The 6467-nt window shown below is 73.2% G+C and carries 2 protein-coding genes; both read left to right on the top strand.

All coding sequences use genetic code 11. The features are described 5' to 3' along the window. Nucleotides 1-4556, top strand: a 4556-nt coding sequence (locus tag J5X86_RS49860) for a type I polyketide synthase (protein ID WP_208523186.1), incomplete at its 5' end; no start/stop codon positions are given. Between the two features lie 56 nt (nt 4557-4612). Next, nucleotides 4613-6467 (top strand): type I polyketide synthase (locus tag J5X86_RS49855; protein WP_208523185.1); only part of this gene is annotated, 1855 nt, incomplete at its 3' end.

The raw sequence follows: 6467 nt of genomic DNA, 5'->3' as shown, positions 1-6467 counted from the left end.
CGATCAAGTCGAACATGGGTCATACGCAGGCTGCTGCCGGTGTTGCGGGGATCATCAAGATTGTGATGGCGATGCGGCATGGTGTGTTGCCGCGGACGTTGCATGCGCAGGAGCCGTCGCCGCATATCGATTGGTCGGCGGGTGCGGTTTCGTTGTTGCAGGAGTCGGTGGAGTGGCCGGAGGCGGGTCGTCCCCGGCGGGCGGCGGTCTCGTCGTTCGGCTTCAGCGGCACCAACGCGCACACCATCATCGAACAGGCCCCTGAGCTCGAACCGGCGGAGGCTCCGACCGCCCCGGTCGCCCAGCCGTCCGTTCTGCCGTGGGTGCTCTCCGGCAAGAACACCGACGCGCTGCGCGCCCAGGCCGGACGGCTGCTCGCCGACGTCGAGGGGCGGCCGGAGCTGTCGCTGACCGACCTGGCGTACTCGCTCGCGACCACGCGGGCCGCGCTGGACCACCGTGCGGTGGTCGTCGGCGGTGACCGGGCCGGGCTGGTCTCGGGTCTGGAGGCGCTGGCGCGTGGCGAGTCGGCGGCCGGGCTCACCGAAGGCGCGGTGGCGGACGGCAAGGTGGCGTTCCTGTTCACCGGGCAGGGCAGCCAGCGGCTCGGCATGGGCCGTGAGCTGTACGACGCCTACCCGGCGTTCGCCGAGGCGTTCGACGCGGTCTGCGATGAGCTGGACGGGCACCTTGAACGGCCGCTGAAGACGGTGCTGTTCGGGGAGGATGCCGAGGCGCTGGACCAGACCGGGTTCACTCAGCCCGCGCTGTTCGCGGTCGAGGTGGCGCTGTTCCGGCTGGTGGAGACCTGGGTTCTGAAGGCGGACTTCCTGTCGGGTCACTCGATCGGTGAGCTGGCTGCCGCCCATGTGGCGGGTGTCCTCTCCCTCGCGGACGCGGCGAAGCTGGTGGCCGCCCGTGGCCGCCTGATGCAGGAACTGCCCGCCGGTGGCGCGATGATCGCCATCCAGGCGGCCGAGGACGAGGTCACGCCGCTGCTCACCGACCGCGTGAGCATCGCCGCCCTCAACGGGCCCACCTCCATCGTCATCGCGGGTGACGAGGACGCGGCCGAGCGGATCGCGGCGGGCTTCGAGGCGCAGGGCCGTAAGACCAAGCGCCTCACGGTCAGCCACGCGTTCCACTCGCCGCGTATGGACGGCATGTTGGACGCCTTCCGTGAGGTGGCCGAGGGGCTGACCTACGAGGCCCCGCGCATCCCGATCGTCTCCAACCTCACCGGTTCCGTCGTCTCCGCCGAGGAGATCACGACCGCCGACTTCTGGGTGCGCCACGTCCGCGAGGCTGTCCGCTTCCTCGACGGCGTCCGGACGATGGAAGCCCAGGGCGTCACCACCTACCTCGAACTCGGCCCCGACGGTGTCCTCACCGCCATGGCCCAGGACTGTGTGACCGGCGAGGACGCCGCGTTCGCCGCCGCGCTGCGCAAGGACCGCACTGAGGCCGAGACCCTGACGGCCGCCATCGCCCGTGCCCATGTGCGCGGTGTGGCAGTCGACTGGGCGGCGTTCTTCGCGGGGACCGGCGCCCAGCGCACCGAGCTGCCGACGTACCCCTTCCAGCGCGAGCGCTACTGGCTGGAGGCTCCCGCCGGAGCCGTGGGCGACGTGGTCTCGGCCGGTCTCGGCTCGGCCGATCACCCGCTGCTGGGCGCGGCGGTGGATCTGCCCGACTCCGAGGGCTTCCTCTTCACGGGCCGGCTCTCGCTCCGTACGCACCCCTGGCTGGCCGATCACGCCGTCATGGACACCGTGATGCTGCCCGGTACGGCCCTGGTCGAGTTGGCGGTACGCGCCGGTGACCAGGTCGGCTGCGATCTGCTGGACGAGCTGACCCTCGAAGCGCCGCTGATCCTTCCGGAGCGCGGCGGAGTGCAGCTTCGGGTCGCCGTGGACGAGCCCGACGGCCCCGACGGGCGCCGCGCGCTGACCGTCTACTCGCGGCTGGAGGACGCCGCCGACGAGCCGTGGATCCGGCACGCCTCCGGTGTGCTCACGGTCTCCGACTCCTCCTCCGCCGTCACCACCGGCACGGCGGAATGGCCCCCGGCCGCCACCGGGACCACCGACGACCTCGAACCGCTCGACGTGGAAGGGCTGTACGACGGCTTCGCCGCGCTCGGCCTCGTCTACGGACCGGTGTTCCAGGGGCTGCGGGCCGCCTGGCGGCGCGGGGACGAGGTGTTCGCCGAGGTGGCGCTCGACGAGGACCGGCAGGGCGAGGCCCGTGCGTACGGGCTGCACCCGGCGCTGCTGGACGCCGCGCTGCACACGGTGGCGCTCGGCGGGTTCTTCCCGGCCGAGGAGGCGGGCCGGGCCCGGCTGCCGTTCTCGTGGGACGCCGTACGGCTGCACGCGGTCGGTGCGACCGCGCTGCGGGTGCGGGTCTCCCCGGCCGGGCAGGGCGCGGTGGCGCTGGAGATCACCGACGAGGCCGGTGCCCCGGTGGCGTCGGTCGGCTCGCTGGCGCTGCGACCGCTGGACGCCGAGCAGTTCGCGGCCGCCCGTACCGCACACCACGAGGCGCTGTTCCGTCTCGACTGGGCCGCGCTGCCCGTGCCCGCCGAGCCGCGGCGGCCGGAGGACACAGCTCTGTGGGCCGTCCTGGACGGCACCGGCGGCGACCTGAAGATCACGGCCGCGCTGACGGACGCGGACACCGGTATCGAGGCCGAGACCTACGCGGGGCTCTCCGCGCTCGCCGAGGCGGTGGAGGCCGAGGGGATCGCGCCCGATGTGGTCCTCGTGCCGTGCCTGCCCGACCTGGGCACGCCCGGGGACACCGCGGGCGCCGCGCACACCGTCGTCCGGCGGACGCTGGCGCTGGTCCAGGAGTGGATCGCCGACGAGCGGTTCGCCGACTCCCGGCTGGTTCTCCTCACCCGTGGCGCGGTGGCCGTGACCACCGGCGACGACACCGGGGCCGAAGGGGCCGAAGGGACCGAGGGCGTGGACGACCTGACCCACGCCGCCGCCTGGGGCCTGGTGCGGTCGGCGCAGGCCGAGCACCCGGGCCGCTTCGTCCTGGTCGATGTCCAAGGCGACGTCGATGTCCACGGAGACAGTGCCGCCAACGGCTGGCTCCTCGCCCTGGTCGCAGGGTTGCGGACGGACGAGCCACAACTGGCCGTCCGCGCCGGGACCGTCCACGCACCGCGCCTCGCCCGGGTGGCGGCCCTGGACGAGGCGGCCGTGCCCGGACTCGACCCGACGGGCACCGTGCTGATCACCGGCGCGTCCGGCACCCTGGGCGGGCAGTTGGCCCGCCATCTGGTGACCGAGCGCGGCGCCCGGAGGCTGCTGCTGACCAGCCGCCGTGGCGCGGAGGCGGCGGGCGCCGCCGAACTGGCCGCCGAGCTGGGCGCGTTGGGCGCCGAGGTCACCTGGGCGGCATGCGACGCGGCCGACCGGGACGCGCTCGCCGGCCTCCTGGCGGACATCCCCGCCGACCACCCCCTCACCGCCGTGATCCACGCGGCGGGCGTCCTGGACGACGGGATCATCGAATCCCTCACCCCGGAGCGCGTCGAGCGGGTGCTGCGGCCCAAGGTGGACGCGGCGTGGAACCTCCACGAGCTGACCCGCGACAGCGACCTCTCCGCGTTCGTCCTGTTCTCCTCGGCGGCCGGTGTCTTCGGCAACCCGGGGCAGGGCAACTACGCGGCGGCCAACACCTTCCTGGACGCACTCGCCCAGCACCGCCGCGCCCAGGGCCTGCCCGCCGTCTCCCTGGCCTTTGGCCTGTGGGAGGACGACGGCGGCATGGCCGCGACCCTCGCCGACGCCGACCGGCAGCGGATGAGCCGCGGCAGCATGGGCGCGCTGAGCAACGCCGAGGGCCTGGCCCTGTTCGACGTGGCCGCCCTCGCCGGACACGCGGTGCTGATCCCCGCCGCCCTGGACATCGCCGCCCTGCGCGCCCAGTCCACGGCCGGGGTCGCCCCGCTGCTGCGCGGGCTGATCCGCACCCCCGTACGGCGGGCCGCGGCCGGTGGCGGCGGGGCGGACGAGGCGGCGGGCATCGCCGAGCGGCTCGCGGGCATGTCCGCGGCCGAACGGGACCGCTTCCTGCTCAACCTGGTCTGCGGCCAGGTGGCCACCGTGCTCGGCTACGGCAGCGCGGCGGCGATCGAACCCGGCGCGGCCTTCAAGGAGCTGGGCTTCGACTCGCTCACCGCCGTCGAACTCCGCAACCGGCTCGGCGCGGCCACCGGGCTCCGGCTGCCCGCCACGCTGATCTTCGACTACCCGACCCCCGACGCCCTGACCGACCATCTGCGTGCGGAACTCCCGCACGGGGACGGCGGCGGCCCGTCGGTGTTCGGCGAACTCGACCGTCTGGAAGCCGCCCTGGCGGTGGCCGCCGACGACAGCGTCACCCGCTCCAGGATCACCATGCGCCTCCAGGCGCTCCTGGCGAAGTGGAACGACGCCCAGGAAGCGACCGCAGACGGCGACACCGACGACCACGACCTCGAATCCGCGACCGACGATGAGCTCTTCGATCTGCTCGACGACGAACTCGGCTCCTCCTGAACGGGAGCGTTCTGAACACATGAGCACCCCCTCCCTCTTCGCAAGGAGCCGACGCAATGGTGAATAACGAGGACAAGCTCCGGGATTACCTCAAGCGGGCCACCGCCGACCTGCGTCAGGCCCGCCGACAGCTTCGCGAGGTCGAGGAGCGGCACCAGGAGCCGATCGCGATCGTCGCGATGAGCTGCCGCTACCCGGGCGGTGTCCGCACCCCCGAGGAGCTGTGGCGGCTCGTCGTGGGCGGCGAGGACGCGATCTCCGGCTTCCCCACGGACCGCGGCTGGGACATCGAGTCGCTCTATGACGCCGACCCCGACCAGGCGGGCGCCAGCTATGTGAACGAGGGCGGATTCCTCTACGACGCGGGCGGCTTCGACCCCACGCTCTTCGGGATCTCGCCGCGCGAGGCCATGGCGATGGACCCGCAGCAGCGGCTGCTGCTGGAGACGTCCTGGGAGGCGTTCGAGCGGGCAGGGGTCGACCCGACCGGGTTGCGCGGCAGCCGGACCGGTGTCTTCGCGGGCGTGATGTACCACGACTACACCTCGCGGCTCGACTCCGTGCCCGAGGGCGTCGAGGGCTTCCTCGGCACCGGAAGCTCCGGCTCCATCGCCTCGGGCCGGGTGTCGTACACCTTCGGTCTGGAGGGCCCGGCGGTCACCGTCGACACGGCGTGCTCGTCGTCGCTGGTCACCCTGCACATGGCGGTCCAGGCGCTGCGCAACGGCGAATGCTCGCTCGCGCTCGCGGGCGGTGTCACGGTGATGGCCACCCCGTCGACGTTCACCGAGTTCAGCCGGCAGCGCGGGCTCGCCGCTGACGGCCGCTGCAAGCCCTTCGCCGCCGCCGCGGACGGCACCGGCTGGGGCGAGGGCGTCGGCATGCTGCTGGTCGAGCGGCTGTCGGACGCGCGGAAGAACGGCCACCCGGTGCTCGCCATCGTCCGCGGCAGCGCCATCAACCAGGACGGCGCCTCCAACGGTCTGACCGCGCCCAACGGCCCGTCCCAGCAGCGCGTCATCCACCAGGCGCTCACCAACGGCCGCCTCTCCGCGGCCGATGTCGACGCCGTCGAAGCACACGGCACCGGTACGACACTCGGCGACCCGATCGAGGCACAGGCGCTGCTCGCCACCTACGGCCAGGAGCACACCGAGGACCAGCCGCTGCTGCTCGGCTCGATCAAGTCCAACATCGGGCACACCCAGGCCGCGGCCGGTGTCGCGGGCATCATCAAGATGGTCATGGCCATCCGCCATGGCGTCCTGCCGAGGACTCTGCACATCGACGAGCCGACCCCGCATGTCGACTGGTCGGCGGGCGCGGTGTCGCTGCTCGCCGAGACCACCCCCTGGCCGGAGACCGACCACCCGCGCCGGGCCGCGGTGTCCTCCTTCGGCTTCAGCGGCACCAACGCGCACACCATCCTGGAGCAGGCCCCCGCCGAGGAGACCGAGGAGGCCGAGGAAGCCACCGAGCAACCGACCCCGTCGTCGAAGCGGCTGGACGTGGTGCCGTGGGCGGTGTCGGGCAAGAGCGCGGCGGCGCTGCGCGACCAGGCGCAGCGGCTGCTGGCGCACCTCGAGGCCGACCCCGGGCCGAGCCCGGTCGACGTGGGCCTCTCGCTGACCACCACCCGGGCCCAGCTCGACCACCGCGCCGTGGTGCGCGGCCACGACCGCGCCGATCTGCTGGCCGGGCTCACCGCCCTGGCCGAGGGCGGTATGGCGGCGTGCGTCGCACAGGGCTCCGTCGTCGGCGGCCGGACGGCGTTCGTGTTCCCGGGGCAGGGGTCGCAGTGGGCCGGTATGGCGGTGGGGCTGATGGACGCCTCGCCGGTGTTCGCCGCGCGGATCGAGGAGTGTGCCGCGGCGCTGGCGGAGTTCACCGACTGGTCGTTGGTGGATGTGC

Source organism: Streptomyces sp. NEAU-YJ-81, from assembly GCF_017592595.1.
GTDB lineage: Bacteria > Actinomycetota > Actinomycetes > Streptomycetales > Streptomycetaceae > Streptomyces > Streptomyces hygroscopicus_B.
The sequence above is the reverse complement of the archived record's forward strand: the minus strand, read 5'-3'. Positions and strand labels throughout refer to the sequence as shown.